Here is a 15,357-nt window from a genome sequence, read left to right as displayed (position 1 = left end):
TATAAGCAAACAACTTTTCTTATCTCTCAGGCAAAAACGCCTGCTGGAATTGGCACAGTACTCAACTTGCGAGTCCGCTGCCGAGGCTTCAAAGGGCCAGTCCCTCCGCCTCTCATCATAAGAAGATGGTTATGAAGTTTTTATTGATTGTTGAAATATAAGTGATTCACTCGGATAAGTCAATACAATCATTTAAATTAAGAATATTCAATCTCTCTTCAGGCACTTTCCGCTTCACTTTTTACTCTTTTAAGGAAATCGAGTACAACTTGATGATCCTGCTTATTACCGGCAAATTTCAGCATTGCCCTGCCTATAAAATTAGCTCCCTTATTTTCACCTTCATAGATGAGTCTGGTCTGCTGTTCGCTTTCTTTTACCAGTTTAAAAGAAAAGGTCGTGTCAAAGGCTTTGCCAAGAACAAAGTTTACTTTCTTAAACTTTTCATTTTCATAATCTTCATAAGCGAGGGTATGTACAATATAAGTCTCCACGCGTTTACCCTCACCGTACTGCTGCTGATGCTTTGCGCCAGCTACAGTCTCCTCACCTTCCACAAGCTCGTGTGATAACACCTTTGGCATAATTCTTTTGATGTTTTTATCTTTGAATAAGTCCCATACATGTTCAATGTTCGCAGTAATGATTGTTTCTTCTTTCCATGTGATCATTGCTGTCCACCCTTTCGTTTTACCATAAATTGAACTTAATCTTTATTTTAAACTATAGAGTCGGTACAGCCTAAAAAGTCATCTGCACGTCTGCAGATGACTATTCGATCAATATCATTTTCCCGTATAAACATCAATCGCATCCCGTAAAAATACTGCTGCGCCTTCAAAGTGTTTGTCATAATACGCAGTAAACCGCTCGTCGCTCACATACATATCCCCAAGACCTGCATGCGCCTCTTTTGTATACTTTGGCCAGGTAAAGCTCAGCCATTCCCTATGCAGTGCAGCTGCTTTTTGTGCCTCAGGCGAAGCAGGATCACCTGTTTCATAGCCATTCTTCAGGGCTTCAAAAAGTGCTTTCTCCACTTCATTCATCCGTCTAAAGTCAGCCTCAGACAACCCCATCATTTTGGCTTTGCTGTCATCTACAACATGATCTCCATATTGTTCACGCACTTCTTTTCCGTACTTCTCTTCATTTTCATCAATCATCTTTTTCTTAAATCCTTCAAACTTCTCCTGATCTGACATTGGAGTACCTCCTTCTTTGCTTTCAATCGTTTTCTTTACGGTTGAAATAATCTGTTCAAGACGGGTATGCTTTTCCTCCAGTTTTTCAACGTGCTGCTGCAAAGCTGAGATCAGATCAAAATCCGGGTGATGAATGATATTTTTAATTTCCTCAAGGCTCACCTCAAGCTCCCGGTAAAAGAGAATCTGCTGCAGCAGATCCAATTCCTTCTGACTGTAAATCCGGTAACCTGAGGAACTGATTCTCGCAGGCTTTAACAGACCAATCTCATCATAATATCTCAGTGTGCGGCCGCTCACACCGGACAGCTTTGCCAGCTGCTGAACTGTATATTCCATCTAAACCCCTCCTGACAGATTAAGCATAAGGCTTTACGTTGCGTGAAGGTCAACAGATATAATCATATTTTTTTATATAAATATTATAAATTGGAAATGAGCGTTTTTAACACCCTCATTTTAGGTTAAAGAAGTAAGACATACATAGAATTTGCGGGGTGAGAAAATGAGCGGATCTGATTATACAGTAGGCTTGATCGCGGCACCGGGATATCCAAAAGAATTAATTGATTCGCTGAAAGCTGACCTGCCTGAACTGCTGGATTATTATGTTGATGATCATCGGCACTGGAAAATAGACTGCTCAATTGATTCTATAACAGGTGGCACTGATCAGTCTGAAGAAGTGATGAGGGCCATTTTATCATTGAGAGACGAGAACAAATGGAATTTTACAGTAGCGATTACAGACCTTCCACTGCTTCAGGGTAAAAAAGCGATTATCGCAGAAGCATATGAAGAGGAGCGTGTTGCTTTAATCAGCCTGCCTGGTCTTGGCGCAGTTCCGCTTGCACGCAGAGTCAGGGATTCAATCCTGCAGCTTGTAAATGAAATGTTTTATACAACGTCTGATGAGGGCCGGAGAAGAGCTGAACAAAGGCTCGAAAAGAAGGATCAGACAGAAGATAAAGAACTAAAAACAAGAAATCCAAAGAGGCTGTTAGGCAGAAAAGGGTTTGATAAAGTATCACCAATTAAAAGAGAAACACCTGAAGATACAGAAAATATTGATGTGAGATTTAAAGTGAATTCATACTCCGGCAGTGCTTTGCGTCTGTTAACCGGTATGGTCCGTGCTAATAAGCCATGGGTCATGTTTTCATCATTCAAGAAAGTCATTATGCTTGCTTTTACAACCGGCGCTTATGCACTGGTGTTTCCGACCTTGTGGATGCTGAGCAATGAATACAGCGTCTGGAGGATGTTCCTGCTTTCAAACATCTCAATCCTTGCAATGGTATTCTGGATTATCTCAGCGCATCAGCTGTGGGAGAAAAAGCAGTTCACCGAAAAAGCATCACATCTCAGGAAGCTTTATAATGCTTCAACGTTTCTGACACTCTTTACGTCTGTTTGTTTTTATTACTTGCTGCTGTTTGTTTTATTTTCATTTGCGGTGATTTTATTTATTCCAATGGGGTTGCTGCAATCTGAGGTTTCCCCGGATGTCGGGTACGTGAATTATTTCTATATTGCCTGGACAGCAACGAGTATTGCCACAATTATCGGCGCACTCGGTTCAGCCCTTGAAGACGAAGAAGTTGTCCTGTCTTCCACCTATGGCTACAGACAGCGCCAGCGGTATGAAGAGATCAGGAGAATCGAAGAAGAAAGAGAACAGTAATATGTAATTGCAGAGTCCTTTTGAAGCATCCGCTTACGGGAGGACTCTTAAAAATACTCAGATAATCAGTTTTTCCTTTTTTATCATTGGTTTAATTGACAGAACACGGTCATAGTGAAAAGTACGCACAGCTCTTCTCTTCAGACAGTAAGCAGTAAATGAAGCTTCCCCAAGCTTTCTGATCCGCACTCTTCGCTCAGAACAGACGCCATCGCTTTTCATATAAATTATTTTAACTGTAAGACCCTGCTGCCAGTAGCGGAATAATTTCTCTTTCATGATCATTCCTCCTTGTACTTTCATTATACGAACAAACGTTCTTAATGTAAACTGAAAAGCTGCTGTGAAGGTACTCAGCGTTCATTATTTATTTTTGTTCCCGAAAGGTTAAAAAGAATGGAAAATGGGTAAAAATTATCATATTATATTTTCTATCAGCATTTAGTTCAATAATATGAACTGAATGGATCATAATGAAGCAGGTGAAGAGATTGATATTATCTGAAAACAACAAGGAACTTGCAAGGTTCATAGAAACAGCACTTGATTACACCAGAGCAGGGTTGATCATTACAGATTCCTCACTGCCTGACAATCCGATTATTTATACGAATAAAGGTTTTTTGGATATGACAGGCTACAGTAAAGAAGAGGTGCTTGGACAGAACTGCCGTTTTCTCCAGGGTGAAAAAACTGATTCAGCAACGATTGGAAAGCTGAGAGATGGGATAAAAGCCGGTGAATCTGTAAATGTGCAAATCCTGAATTACACGAAAGGGAATAAAATTTTCTGGAATGAGTTATTTATAGATCCGTTGTATTTAGATAACAAAGTCTATTTTGTCGGTGTTCAGAAAGATATCACTGAAAATATGCAGCAAAAAGATCAGCTTAAGGCTAATGTGAAGGAAATGGAGCAAATGTCTACCCCTATTGTTCCCGTCAGTGATACAGCCTCTGTTCTACCAATGATTGGTCAATTAAACGAGCGCCGATACCACATGCTGATTGATAATGTCATGATCTATCTTCAAAACACGACTGACAATTATCTGATTATTGATTTGTCGGGTCTCGTGGAAATTGATGAGATTGCAGTCAATCACCTGTTTGATCTCGAGAGATTGATATCGATCACCGGCACAAGTGCTATATTTACAGGCATCCAGCCCTCACTTGCTCAAAAAATGACTGCTTTAAAGGCAGATATGAAATCTCTTACTACATTCAGCAATGTAAAAACTGCATTAGCCTTTATTAACCATACTGATTAAAACAGGCCTATCTGATTTTGTCAGATAGGCCTGTGATATTATTTGAACAAATCTACCAAACGGTCCCAGAAGCTCTTCTCTTCCTCAGCTTCCTCTTCCGTCTCATCTGCATCTTCCTTCTTCAGGCTGTCTGTTTTAATGACGAACTGGACAGATTCAACATCTTCATTCTGGTCAGATACAAAAGAAACCGGCTCGAAATCGGATTTATCAAATTCACTCAGCATCGCATCAATTTCTTCCTGCAGCTGGTCAGGTAGTTCGCTTGTTGCTGATGCAAGTTCTGAAGTGCCGCTGTATAACGCGCCAGCTCCGGTTTCAAGCTTCTCTGTACCGCCTGTCAGTCCGCCGATTCCGCTATGAAGTTCGCCATATGAACCTGCAAGGTCACTGACGCCTCCGGTATATTCAGTCAGTCCTGAATGGAACTCTGAGTAGTTTGAAGCAAGCGTTGCTAAACCCTGCTGCAGTTGACCTAAGGATTCATCCATATTGGTTGCAGCCAGACCGTTTTCAAGCTGGTCAGCAATTGAATACAGTTGACTGCTCATTTCCCTTAAAGCGCCAGTGCTTCCCGAAAGTGCACCTGGTACGGCTGCAAAGGCTTCCTGCGTTTGTCTATAGGTTTCTTTTACAGCAAGTGATGACTGATAGCTTTCAACAAGCTTATTAATTGTTGCTTCATCTGCTCCACTTTCATAAAGCGCTGCGATTTCCTCTTCACTGACCTGATGTTCAGGAACTGCTGCGATCGCCTGATCAAATGCGTGGTAAGCCTGCTCATAGCTTCCGCTCAAGTCTGTCATCCCGCTTTCCACTTCTTCAAGTCCCCCGGCAATTTGTCTGAATGCACCCGGCAGCTCACTGAACTGGCTTGTATCAACGTCGTCAATGCCTGCTCCGACGGATTCACTCATCTGATTTATCGCCTGTTGAATCGAAGCAGATCCTTCGTTCAGTCCGCCTGCATTTTGTGAAAGCTGGCTGATCCCATCCCGGAATTGTGCAGAGCCGTCATACAGGCTTGCTGTTCCGTCATTCAGTTCAGCAATGCCGGACTGCAGCTCGCCAACCCCATTATTCACTTCAGCTGTCGCATCAGAGAGTGACGTCATTTCCTTTTTGACTTCAGCTGTATCAGGCGCATCAATGGACATGGATGATGGAACCGCAGCAATTTCAATGGCCTCCATCTCAAGATCCGTTACTTCCGCACTCACCTGATAGCTTTCATCTTTTTCAGGCAATACGGTAAACGTCACCTGCCTGTTTTTACCGGCAGTTGCAATCGTTCCATCAGGTGCTTCAATATTTTTAAAGCGATCAGCATCCAATGTCAGCGTGATCTGGAGCATGTAGTTGTTGAAAAAGAGTGCTTCACCATCAGCATTTTTTGAGGAATCGATTTGAATGTTGAGTTCCCCGTCCTGACCAATTAATGAGTCAGCATCTGCTGCTTCACCATTTAACGTGTAGCTGATATCAAAATCCCATGGCAGTGCGCGGTTCTCAAGATTTCCCTGGTAGTAAAACTCCTCTTCCTGTGCGTTCAGTGTAATCTCCCGTTCCTGCTGCTCAATCGGAGTCAGGTCAGTCAGGTTTTGTATGCTTGTATAATCACCATAATCCGTGATTTCCCCGAATTCGCTTACGGTAAAGTTATTGACGACATAAAGGTCCTTTTGCTCCCCAGCAGCGTCCAGGGTCGCATAGACGACTTCTGTCTTTTTATCAAAAGCGCCTTCTCCTGCCTGTTCATTGTCTTCAACAGTATTCTGCGTTTCCGCCGAGACTAGAAGGGTTGGCATGGTCAGCAGAAATGCTGCGAATCCTGCGCTTGTTCGTTTAAATTTCATTGTCATTTCCCCTTAAAAAAGTTTGCTTTCCACGTTGTTTTCTCAATGACTTTATCGAAAACCACCAGCAGTGCCGGCAGTACAAAGACAACCATGATAAAGGCTAACAGTGCCCCGCGTCCGAGCAGCAATCCGATTGATGAGACAACCGGGTTTGTTGAGGTGATCCAGAGAATGAAGCCGACACTTGAGAGGATGGAAGCTGACACAAAGATCGCAAACAGCTTATCATCAATCGTCTTTTTGATCGCTTCAAGCGCCGTCATTTCCTTCCGGAGCTTATAATAATTCTCTGTGAAAAGAATGCCGTAATCCACCGTTGCAGCAAGCTGAATTGTACTGATCAGCAGGTAGCCGATATAGACGAGCGGTGCATCCGTAAAATACGGAATCGCCAGGTTAATCCAGACAGACGCCTGAATCGTAATCAGCAGCACAACCGGAATGGATATAGAACGGAATGTCAGCAGCAGGACAAGTCCGACTGTCACCACTGTCATGATATTCACAAACGTATTATCCTTTTGAACAATCTCTCTCATATCATACAGCGTGACACTCTCACCAAGCAGATGTGTGTCATCATAGTAACTGTCTGCTGTTTCCTTTACCTCTTCGATTAGTGTAAAGGCTGCATCCCCTTCCGTTTCCGTCTCAGCAAAAATCGTAATCCTCGCATAGTTCTCTGAGTAGAACTGGTCGGTGACTGATTCATCCAGATATTCAGGCGGGACCGCTGCACCGGCCACATTCACATAAGACATGATGCCGGAAATATTGTCGAGCGTCTCAAGCTCCCGCACCAGCTCCTCCTCTGTTCCGCGGTCCTCTGCAGGAACAAGTAGCACCATTGGGGTTTCCTTTCCGAATACCTCTTCTGTTGCTATCGCATCCTGCCCCGCACGCGTGTTGTCAGGGTGCTCCCCCGCTCCATAGATGAACGTTGTATTGCTCTGTGCCAAAAAGGCCGGCACAATCAGCAACATCACTAAGATTAAACTCGGGATACGAAGCTTCATGACTCGTGTACCGACACCCTTAAAATCAGGAATGAACTGACGGTGCTTCGTCTTATCAATCCATTTATAAAACATTAGCGTCAGCGCCGGTAAGAAAATAATGACACTGATAAAGCTGAGCAGAATTCCTTTTACAAGATTCACACCTAAATCTGATCCGATCCCAAACTCCATAAAAGTCAGCGCCATAAACCCGAAGAAGGTTGTTGAGGCACTTGCAATAATCGCCGGGAAAGAGCGCTTCATCGCAAGCTTCATTGCTGTCGTTGGATCATCAACCTTTTTACGGTAATCAGCAAAGCTGTGGAGTAAAAAAATTGCATAATCCAGCGATACGGCGAGCTGGAGAATCGGGGCAACTGACTGTGTAATAAATGAAACTTCCCCGAGAAAAATATTTGTTCCAAGGTTAATCAGAATTGATACTCCGATCGCAGTTAAAAAGAAGACCGGTTCAATCCATGAATTCGTGGATAAAATCAGAATGATGATAATGATTGGAACGAGCAGCAGCGCAGCATACATAGACTCGTCTCCAGCCATCTGCTGGGAAACCGCCGTCGTTACTGCTTCACCTGTCAGCGCATTTTCATCGCCGATCAGGTCATAAATTTCATTCGTAACAGCAACTTCCTGTTCCTCTTCAATCGTGACAGAAATGAGGGCCGCTCCGTCCTGATAATAGGATGACAGCATCTCTTCATCCGCCATTTCAAGCGGAACCGTCAGATCCATCACATCATCAAGCCAGGTGACGCTTGAGATCCCGTCAATCTCTGCTAACTGTTCTTTTATATCCAGCGCCTCAGCAATGGTTACATCTTTAATCATCACATTTGCATTTGGCATCGGCTCATCGAATTCTTCCTGCATGATGTCCACAGCCTCGATGGACGGTGCATCATCCGGCAGATAATCTGCCATATTGTAATTCACTGAGACAGCAAACTGGGCTGCCGCACTCACAATCGTCAGTATAAAAAAGATGATTACAATACTTTTTTTATGTTTTATTACCTGTGACGTCCAGTCGATAAAGCGTCATCCTCTCTTGCGCAGCACTTTCATACACTCTAATATTATATTGACACCGTGTTGGGTATTCAACAGACAGTCTGTTTCGTTCTGTCAGTTATCCAACACAACGTCTATTAAGTGTTGGATATTCACAAAGCTTTAACATAAGGAGTGTCATTTGGATGACTGAAAAACTCGATCACCGTAAAAAGTATACGCGTAAAGTATTGAAGGACAGCTTAATCCAGCTGCTTGGATCAAAGCCGATTTCATCCGTGACTGTAAAAGAAATCTGTGCAATCGCGAATATTAACCGCTCCACCTTTTACACACATTACCAGGATCACTTTGATTTGTTACATAAAATTGAAGAGGAAATTGTTGAGGATATGAGACGGTACCTGCAGCGATACACAACAGAGCTTGATGAAGAAGCATTGAAGATTACTGAGAAGATCCTCGACTATATGATTGAGCATAAAGATATTATCCAGGCGCTGCTCAGTCAAAACGGCTCTTCAGCATTTGAGAAAAAAGTGATGGAACTCACCCGACTTTATATGATGAATAATCTGATGAATGACAATGGGATCCGGCAGGCGGAATCTAAATACTTAAGCACATTTGTTGTGAGTGGTGCCATTCACGTGATTAAAGAATGGTTGGCAAATGATCTCGATCAGCCGTCTCAGGAGCTCGCAGTGCTGATTAACAGTTTTGTGAATGAGGGGCTTTCTTATTTGGAGAAGTGAGTTGATTGGAGCGGCGGGTTCGGTTCGTAGAAAAATGCGGTTGTTCGTGGAATATCAGCTGATGTTCGTAGAATAATCGCGTTGGTTCATGGAATAGTAACTTTTGACCTATCCCATCCGACCGCTAAATTCCCCTATTATCTTCACATTCAAAAAACCGCAAAGCACCCCCGGCGCTTTGCGGTCACACTCAATTCCCCTCTACCTTTTTCGATGGAGCTGACTCTTTATTTTTCAAATTCACAGCAGTGACATAATACTGGTCACCTGCAGCGGCATCCGGATCATAATAGTTTTTCCGCTCATGCGCTGACACGCTTGCGACATGTACAAAGCGCGGATCCTGTTCTGACTTTTTATAGACGCGGTAGCCGATCACTGTTTCATTGCGGACCGCGTACCATGTCACTGAGCCTGCTTCGTATTCAACGTTCTCAGGTGCTGCAGTGACTTTTAACGGGTCAGTGGGTTCTTCTTCAGAAACGAGTTCTGTGTAGACGACCAGTCTGTCCGGATATAAATGCTGCTCGCGGTCAAATGTACCGGTACAGGTGATGATGTTCAGGTTTCTTTTATCAGACGGACCAAATATTTTCTCGATCGGCGATTCATCCGTCGGATAGCTTTCTTTCGTTTTCACTTCAAAAGTAAGCTCAACACCATTTTCATCAGTCACAATAATTTCTGCACCCGGCTCGATATCTTTTAAATAAAAGAAAATTGCAGGACCTTCCTTACTGTCGACGTGACCTGCAATGACAGAGTTCCCTGTCTGACCAGGCTGCACGCCGCGGTTATACCAGCCGGTTACATCTGTTTCCTCTGGCACTTCCATTTCACCATTTTCAAGCAGGCCGACCGGAATGACCCCTGTATCGATATCAAGACTTGGGATCTGAATACGGGCAGGGTTAATTCCCTCTTCTTGAATCTTTAGCTGTTCTTCAAGCTCTGTCTGACGTTTTTTTAAAGAGTCAAGAAGAACAAACTCGTCTCCTTTATGAGCAACTGCCTTTGTCTGCTTTGCCGTTTCTTCTTCTATTTCTTCTTTCAGATCCTGCGTTTCATCTGTTGAAGCTGATTGTGGTTCTTCTTTTGACTGGTTCATTGCAATCGCCTGATAACTGACCACACTAAGCAGAATCACTACTGCTATAAGAACAAAAAGCTTTTTCTTCATGGCTTCATTCCTCCATTTATAAGAATAGAGAAGAGCGGTTCAGACCGCTCTTCCAACTATTCAGTGAGACTATTATTCCTGGTTAGCTGTTTTCTTCTTAACAGCAAATCCTGCTGCTGCAAGCATTGCTGTTGCAATTGCTACCCAAACTGCTGCTGGTGTCTGCTGTTCTGCTGCTCCGCCAAGACCTGTGTTAGGCATATCAGCCGGCATATCTGAAGCGAACTGATCTGGCATCTGTTTCACAATTGCATCACCAAGTGCTTCACCTACACCAAACATGAACGCATAGCCTTCACGGAATGTGTCAGTGCTTGTCTGGTAGTCTTCTGCTACATATGATTCAAACGTTTTTACAACCTGGTCTTCATGTGTTTTCAATGATGACACTGCTGCTTCTTCAGGAAGATTTCCTTCAGTTGCTGTTGCAAGGAACATACCGAATTCTTCAGTAAACATTGAAAGACTTTCCTTTGCTGCGGCAATTCCTTCTTCATCACCTGCTACTGTTGCACTTACAAGGTCAGCCTGAGCATTGATGTGCTCTCCAGTCCAAAGCTCCTTGAACTGTGCTGCGCCTTCTTCACCATAGATTGAACCGATTGCTGCAGTGAATTCATCTGTGTGCATATCTTCAGCCCATGTTGCAAAGTCATAATCCTCAGCACCACTTACACCTTTTTGCATGCTCATTGCTGCAAGTGCAAAGTGTTCAGCTGCAAGATTGTTAAGAGTAGATCTCAGGTCAGCTGCCGGTGCATCTGCTTTTGATCCTTCAAAGTTATCCGGCATTTGCGTTACGATTGCGACAGATAGTGCTTTACTGATATCAAACATTCTGTCATAGCCTTCCATGAAGTGAGTGAAGTAAGCTTCATAGTCACCTTCTACATAGCTGTCAAAAGCGCTAATAACATCCTGTTCGTGTGCAACAAGTACTTCTACTGCCGCTTCTTCAGGAAGATTCCCTTCTGTTGCTGTCGCCAGGAAACCGCCAAATTCCTGTGTAAATTCTTCAACCTCCGCTTCTGCCTGTGCTCTTAAATCAGCATCATCTGATTTTGCTGCTTCCACAAAGTCCGGTGAGTAATCGTTATGATTAACGAAAATATCTTCAAACTGCTGTGCACCTTCTGCACCGTAGATTGATTCGATTGCCGGTGTCATATCTAATGCGTTTTGTTCAAGCGCTGCATAAGCCTGCTCTTCATCCGGTGCATCGTTGTAATCCTTCACCATCGCATTCACTGCCAGTACATAATGCTCTGAAAGTAACTGATCCAATGTTGAACGGAGATCCGATGCCGGCGTGATTGCCGTTGGCTCCTCTGCTGCAAGCCCTGTAGTAGGTGCGATTAATGATAGTCCAAGTACGGGTGCTGCGATTCGTTTAAGTAATTTTTTGTTTGTCATGATATGTCTCCTTTTCTGAACTGTATTATGTTTCTCTGAACAGCTAACGTAAGGAGTTTTGTTTTGGATCACTTTTTTTGAAAAAAGTTTTTTGGGGCAGCCGGTGCTGCTTGTCGGTGTTTCCACCAGAGTTGTAGCAATTACGCCCGGAGGTGTAGCGATACGTCCGGATTCTTGTCGCCATTCACCCCAATCTTGTAGCAATCGCCGGCCGACCATGACCTTTCACACACTGCGGTTGTTTCAACCATCCTCTTCATGCCCTTAAGTAACCAAAGATCTGTTTCCTAAAGGCATGCAGGGCAGCTGACGCCAGTTGTCGGTGTTTCTGCCGGAGTTGTAGCAATCTCGGCTGAAGTTGTAGCGATACGCCCGGATACTTGTAGCTATTCACTCCGATCTTGTACCAATCGCCGCCCAACCAGCCCCCCATCCGTCCAAACACTTCCAAACAAAAAAAGAAGCCCCCCAAAAAGCAAGGCTTCTTCATAACATTAAATATTTAAATAAAATACCGCTTCAGCTTCGCCATCACTTTCCTCACATCAGCTGATCCATCATGGAAGCCGACGTGGCCATCCGGACGGATGAAGAGCGTGCTGCCCTTTTGCATCCCGAGGTTCTGATCAAGGTCGCGATGCACGTCGTAGATAATCGGGAGCTCGTCCCGCTCTGTGATGACAGTGCCGCCACGCGCAACGAGATAGACCTTCAGCATATCCGGAAACGCCCGGTTCGCTTCATGGGCGAAGTCATACGCATAGTCAATCAGGTCCTGCTCATAGCAGTCAATATAAATCAGGCAGACGTAGCCGATCCGCTGAATGAGCGGGTAAAGGCGTTCATCTGTGGTTCCTTCATTAAAAAGAATCTGGTCCGGTACGCGTTCGCCGGCCTGAATTGCTTTTCGCGGTAAGGATTTGTCTTTAAATGAACGGTTAATCGGTGTTTTATCATAATCACTGTGCACGTGAGAAAGGGCATTGGCGAATCTGGACTGAACCCATTTTTGTGTCAGGACTGCTTTTCCCGACCAGTTTCTAGCTGTGCCGAGTAACCCTTTCATGTGAATGAGCTTGAGCTCCATTGTGGTATTAAAGATGACTTCTTTGGCTACAGGCGCACGTTCTTCGTGATACGTATCTAAAAATGGGTTGCCCGCATAGCCTTTTAAAACCGTGTCAATTTTCCAGCAGAGATTTCCGACGTCTTCAAGTCCGATATTCATTCCCTGACCGCCGAGTGGGTTGTTGACATGCGCTGCATCTCCAACGAAAAATACATTTCCGACACGGTAATTCGGTACCTGTCTGTGTGCTGTGCCGAAGTAGGCAAGCCATTTCGGATGCTGGACTTTGTAAGAGTGGTCAAGAATGGTATCCAGCGTTGTCTGAAGTTCGTGCAGCTTCATTTCACGCCTGCGCGGACCGCCCTGCCTTGTCCGGTCAAAGCCGACAACGCGGTAGGTGCCGTCTTTATATGGAAAGAATGCGGCAGCCCCCCTGTCATTCAGGTGAAGGTTAATATGAATTTCTTTCATGTCGGGAATTTCAACGTCACCTGTAAAGAATGTGATGCCTTCATCTTCACCGATAAATGGCACATCGAGTTCTTTACGGACTTTACTGTGCGCACCGTCACAGGCAAGCAGATATTTGGCAAAGTATGTTTTGGTGATGCCATTGTGAACAGCCGTTACATACACACCGTTATCCTTTTGCACAACATCAAGGACTTCGTGCTGCCTGAAAACCTGTCCGCCTCTTTCATTGAGATGATTCTCTAATATTTCTTCAATTTCATCCTGCGGAATAATGAGCAGGTAAGGATATCTGCTTTTTATATGATACATTTCAACATAAGATGGATGCTTTCCGGCCAGGTGAAGCTTTGCACCGGGGCCCGGATAGCCTCTTTTTAAAAAAGGCTTGTTGACGCCGAGGAATTCAAACAGCTCAAGTGACCTCGCCTGGATCCCAAGTGCTTTTGACAGCACTGAACGGCCCGGTTTTTTCTCCAGGCAGATATAGTCCACGCCCCGCTTCGTCATGACATTTGCAGCCATAAGTCCGGCGGGTCCTGCTCCGATAATCAGTACATCTGTTTCGATCACAGCCATGAGACGTGCTCCTTTCGTTCATCCAGCTGATAGGCACAGATTCTTTTCATTACGTTAGCACATTTTCAATCCTGCTAACTATATTTAATATGGAATCCTTTAAAATAACGCTTTGTTAAAGTTGGCTGTTAATTTCCGCTTCAGGGGGACGCTTTCCGTCGGTGGACCGTTTTTTGGTCCTGTCCTTGAGCCCGCAGGAGTCGCCCCCTTACGCTTCAATCACCAGCTGTGCAGAAACAACAATGGACTTTAATAAAGCGTAAAATAAATTACCTACCTTACCGATACCCTTATTCAGCGTCATCATGCGTGTCTGAACATATTTATGAAAGGAAATCATTCTTCGTTATACGGATTAATATGAACCAGCACGTTATTGATATCCTGATGGCGCTCGAGCAACCGGCGTTTTACGTTTTTAGAAATGCGGTGTCCTTCTTCTACAGTGATGTATGGATCCACGCTTACCTTAATATCAATGACAATGTAATGACCGTGCGTTCTGGCTAACAGCTCATCTACCCGTTTAACACCGGGTGTTGCCATGACTGTTTCGACGAATGGATTTGTTTTATCGGAATCAAGCACCTGCTCCATCATGATTGAACCGGCTTCCTTCGCGAGTGAAAAACCGATTTTGATAACAATCAGCGAGACAATTAATCCTGCAACCGGATCGGCATACAGTAAAAATGTGAGGTCCATTCTTTCACCAAGGATTGCACCTCCAACCCCCAGGAACGCAGCGACAGATGAAAGGGCATCAGACCGGTGATGCCAGGCTTCAGCCATCAGCGCAGAACTGTCAATTTTTTTAGCGATCCGTTTTTTATAATGAAATAGAATTTCTTTTACAAGAATAGAAAATAAAATGACAGCAAGCGCAATCGTGCCCGGCGCTTCAGGCACCTCTCCAAAGAAAACCCCTGCTGATGAAGTCGCAATCTCCACACCTACAACCACGAGCAGAATCGCTACAATGATTGTCGCGATATTTTCTGCTTTCCCGTGACCATAAGGGTGATCTTCATCAGGCGGTTTTCTTGCTGTACGGAGTCCGGCAAGCACAGCGACTGACCCGGCTACATCTGAAGCAGAGTGAGCCGCATCCGCCACAAGTGCCCGGCTTCCTGAAATATAACCGAATACACCTTTTAATATCGTTAACAGCGTGTTTGCCACGATTCCGACCCATGTGGCAAATTCCGCTTCTTTAAATCGATTGTTCATTTCCAACACCACCTGTGCAAATTTGTTGCAGCTTCATTATCCTACCAGACTGCCCCTGAGTGGGTCTATACAAACCTTTTTATAGGGAGTCATTAGTGTTTAGGGTGTTAAATGAAGTGAATCAAAGGGAAAAAAGTTGACTGAAGGCAAAAAGGAATTTCTCTCTATTGGTATATAGAAAGAAATTCCCTATCAGTATAGAATTTATTCAATTAAGTTCACACTTTTACTTTTCCATCACTGCAAAATACTGACCCTCATCATCAGCAAAATTAAATACCCTTCCGGACGGCATCTCCACAATCTCCCCGACCGTTACGCCTTTTGCTGTAAGATCCTGATAAAGTACGTCAAGCTGATGGCTGTAAAACATCAGGGAAGGTGTGCCGAGATGAACACCCGGTGACATCTTCTCAACAGCTGCTTTGTCATGAAGGACAATTGTGGTTTCCGAGTCCTGATCAGGTGCGATCTCAATCCAGTGCATACCGTGTGAGCTTTCTTCTGCAATGACCTGAAAACCTGCTTTTTCTGTCCAGAAACGTCTGGCTGCCTGCTGATCCTTGACATACAACATGACCTGTCCGAGTTTTGTAAACATATGAGCC

The 15,357-nt window shown here is 44.2% G+C and carries 13 protein-coding genes and 1 riboswitch; of the genes, 3 read left to right on the top strand and 10 right to left on the bottom strand.

Annotated features, from left to right (window positions below):
- Positions 1–16 precede the first annotated feature (16 nt).
- A riboswitch (SAM riboswitch) is annotated at positions 17–124 on the bottom strand.
- 94 nt (positions 125–218) lie between these two features.
- Entirely contained in the window at positions 219–671 is a 453-nt protein-coding gene (locus UFB30_RS11275; protein WP_322421797.1) for an SRPBCC family protein, read from the bottom strand.
- A gap of 114 nt (positions 672–785) precedes the next feature.
- A complete protein-coding gene (locus UFB30_RS11270; RefSeq protein WP_322421796.1) occupies positions 786–1,544 on the bottom strand; it encodes a MerR family transcriptional regulator in 759 nt (252 codons plus the stop codon).
- A 166-nt stretch (positions 1,545–1,710) separates the two neighbouring features.
- Here UFB30_RS11270 and UFB30_RS11265 point away from each other — a divergent pair, with 166 nt between their 5' ends.
- Positions 1,711–2,889: an MFS transporter gene (locus tag UFB30_RS11265; RefSeq protein WP_322421795.1), complete on the top strand. Its 1,179-nt coding sequence runs from the start codon at positions 1,711–1,713 to the stop codon at positions 2,887–2,889.
- A gap of 57 nt (positions 2,890–2,946) precedes the next feature.
- Here the strand turns inward: UFB30_RS11265 and UFB30_RS11260 are convergent, their stop codons facing one another.
- Positions 2,947–3,168 (bottom strand): transcriptional regulator, encoded by a 222-nt coding sequence (locus UFB30_RS11260; RefSeq protein WP_322421794.1) that lies wholly within the window; start codon positions 3,166–3,168, stop codon positions 2,947–2,949.
- 212 nt (positions 3,169–3,380) lie between these two features.
- Here UFB30_RS11260 and ytvA point away from each other — a divergent pair, with 212 nt between their 5' ends.
- Positions 3,381–4,163: a YtvA family blue-light photoreceptor gene (ytvA, locus tag UFB30_RS11255; RefSeq protein ID WP_322421793.1), complete on the top strand. Its 783-nt coding sequence runs from the start codon at positions 3,381–3,383 to the stop codon at positions 4,161–4,163.
- A 38-nt stretch (positions 4,164–4,201) separates the two neighbouring features.
- Here ytvA and UFB30_RS11250 read toward each other — a convergent pair whose 3' ends face one another.
- Complete coding sequence (locus UFB30_RS11250; protein WP_322421792.1) at positions 4,202–6,019, bottom strand: YhgE/Pip domain-containing protein; 1,818 nt, start codon at positions 6,017–6,019, stop codon at positions 4,202–4,204.
- 2 nt (positions 6,020–6,021) lie between these two features.
- Positions 6,022–7,962 carry an efflux RND transporter permease subunit gene (locus tag UFB30_RS11245; RefSeq protein WP_322421791.1) on the bottom strand — a complete coding sequence of 647 codons (1,941 nt, stop codon included), beginning with the start codon at positions 7,960–7,962 and terminating at the stop codon, positions 6,022–6,024.
- A gap of 275 nt (positions 7,963–8,237) precedes the next feature.
- Here UFB30_RS11245 and UFB30_RS11240 point away from each other — a divergent pair, with 275 nt between their 5' ends.
- Positions 8,238–8,807 carry a TetR/AcrR family transcriptional regulator gene (locus UFB30_RS11240; RefSeq protein WP_322421790.1) on the top strand — a complete coding sequence of 190 codons (570 nt, stop codon included), beginning with the start codon at positions 8,238–8,240 and terminating at the stop codon, positions 8,805–8,807.
- Between the two features lie 190 nt (positions 8,808–8,997).
- Here the strand turns inward: UFB30_RS11240 and UFB30_RS11235 are convergent, their stop codons facing one another.
- The 5 genes from UFB30_RS11235 to UFB30_RS11215 all read right to left on the bottom strand — a co-directional run bounded on the left by UFB30_RS11235 (position 8,998) and on the right by UFB30_RS11215 (position 15,350).
- The gene (locus UFB30_RS11235) at positions 8,998–9,987 is read right to left on the bottom strand and encodes a class F sortase (RefSeq protein ID WP_322421789.1); all 990 of its coding nucleotides are present in this window, start codon (positions 9,985–9,987) and stop codon (positions 8,998–9,000) included.
- 72 nt (positions 9,988–10,059) lie between these two features.
- Positions 10,060–11,400, bottom strand: a complete 1,341-nt coding sequence (locus UFB30_RS11230) for a copper amine oxidase (protein WP_322421788.1) — start codon at positions 11,398–11,400, stop codon at positions 10,060–10,062.
- A 502-nt stretch (positions 11,401–11,902) separates the two neighbouring features.
- Positions 11,903–13,519 carry an FAD-dependent monooxygenase gene (locus UFB30_RS11225; RefSeq protein ID WP_322421787.1) on the bottom strand — a complete coding sequence of 539 codons (1,617 nt, stop codon included), beginning with the start codon at positions 13,517–13,519 and terminating at the stop codon, positions 11,903–11,905.
- Between the two features lie 336 nt (positions 13,520–13,855).
- Positions 13,856–14,749: a cation diffusion facilitator family transporter gene (locus UFB30_RS11220; protein ID WP_322421786.1), complete on the bottom strand. Its 894-nt coding sequence runs from the start codon at positions 14,747–14,749 to the stop codon at positions 13,856–13,858.
- A 226-nt stretch (positions 14,750–14,975) separates the two neighbouring features.
- The gene (locus tag UFB30_RS11215) at positions 14,976–15,350 is read right to left on the bottom strand and encodes a VOC family protein (protein ID WP_322421785.1); all 375 of its coding nucleotides are present in this window, start codon (positions 15,348–15,350) and stop codon (positions 14,976–14,978) included.
- Between the last annotated feature and the right edge of the window lie 7 nt (positions 15,351–15,357).

Source organism: Jeotgalibacillus haloalkalitolerans, from assembly GCF_034427455.1.
Lineage (GTDB): Bacteria > Bacillota > Bacilli > Bacillales > Jeotgalibacillaceae > Jeotgalibacillus > Jeotgalibacillus haloalkalitolerans.
The sequence above is the reverse complement of the archived record's forward strand: the minus strand, read 5'-3'. Positions and strand labels throughout refer to the sequence as shown.